General features: G+C 59.4%; 1 protein-coding gene. It reads right to left on the bottom strand.

Annotated features, from left to right (window positions below):
- On the bottom strand, positions 1-1,521 hold a 1,521-nt coding region (locus tag Q7V20_RS14825), incomplete at both ends, for an amino acid adenylation domain-containing protein (protein WP_304792637.1).

The raw sequence follows: 1,521 nt of genomic DNA, 5'->3' as shown, positions 1-1,521 counted from the left end.
CCTAACTCGAAAAAATTATCCTCCACGCCGATGTTGTCAAGACCCAACACCTCCTGCCAAATCGCCGCCAGTTGGCTTTCGATGGCATTGCGTGGCGCGGTGCAGGTGCGTGCGGTTTGCACCGGGGACGGCAAGGCTTTGCGGTCCAGTTTGCCACTGGGGAGTTTCGGCAATTGCGATAAGACGATGAACTGATTGGGTAGCATGTAATCCGGCAGCCGGGTTTGCAGGGCGCTGCGCAGGGCCTCGCTGTCAATCGAGCAATTGCTGGCCAGATAGCCAAGCAATTGCCCGCCATCGCCGACCATGATTACCGCTTCATCGACACCCGGTTGCGCCAATAGTGCGGCTTCGATTTCTCCCAACTCGATACGGTAGCCGCGCAGTTTGATTTGTTGGTCCAGCCGCCCCAGGTAGTCGATGACGCCATCGGCACGGCATCTGACCCGGTCGCCGGTGCGGTAAAGCCGGGCACCGGCTTGATTGGTGAATGGATCAGGGATGAAGCATTCGGCAGTGAGAGTGGGCTTTTGCCAATAGCCTTGCGCCAGGCCTGGCCCACCAATATATAGCTCGCCAGCCACGCCTATCGGTAAGGGATTGAGGTCGGCATCCAGAATGTAGGCCGTACGATGGCCTACGCAGCGGCCGATAGGCGCATAGGCGCTGTCGCAACCGGCTTCGGCCTCCCAAACTAACGGTGTGATCACGGTTTCGGTGGGGCCATAAGCGTTGAGTAGTCGTTTTGGGTGCAAACGGTTTTGAATTAACGTCAGACTGTCACGCGGCAGCGCTTCGCCGCCGACAGTGCAACTGGCCATTGTTGGCGCTTGTTCCGAATGAGTGAGATGCCGGGCCAGTTCAGTCAGATAGGCCGGCGGCAAGTCGATGCGGTTGATACCATGGCGTTCGATCGCCGCCAGGGTTTGTTCGACACTCCACAGGGCTTGGTCACTGATCACCAACTGAGCGCCGCAGGACAGCGGCACCGCCCATTGTTCGATGGCGGCATCGAAACTGAACGAGGCAAAATGCAGGCAGACGTCGCTAGGTTGCATCGCATACAGCTCGGCCATCGCTTGCATGTGCATCGCCAGCGGTCCATGGCTGACCGCAACGCCCTTGGGCTGGCCGGTGGAGCCGGAAGTGTAGATCAGGTAGGCGATTTGCTCGGGATGAAACGCGATCTGCGGCAGCGCGTCGGGATAATCACCAAGGTTCAAACTTTCGAGATCAATCGTGATTAAGCGAGTCGTCGGATTGTCACTTGTGCCCACTGCCGTCTGTTGCGCCACTTGGGCACTCCCCTTGCCCAAGCTACTCTTCAGCAACACCCGCATGCCGGAATCTTCGACCAGATACGCCAGCCGTTGCGCCGGATAGTCGGGATCCAGCGGCAGAAACGCCGCACCGCAACGCCATACCGCCAAACTGGCGACGATCATTTCGGCCGAACGCGGCAGGCACAGCCCGACCACGTCTCCCGCTTGCACGCCCTGCGCCAACAAACCCTGCGCCAGT

This window comes from Aquabacterium sp., assembly GCF_030652515.1.
In the GTDB taxonomy this organism is placed as follows: Bacteria; Pseudomonadota; Gammaproteobacteria; order Burkholderiales; family Burkholderiaceae_C; genus Aquabacterium.
This window is presented reverse-complemented; position numbering and strand designations above follow the sequence as displayed.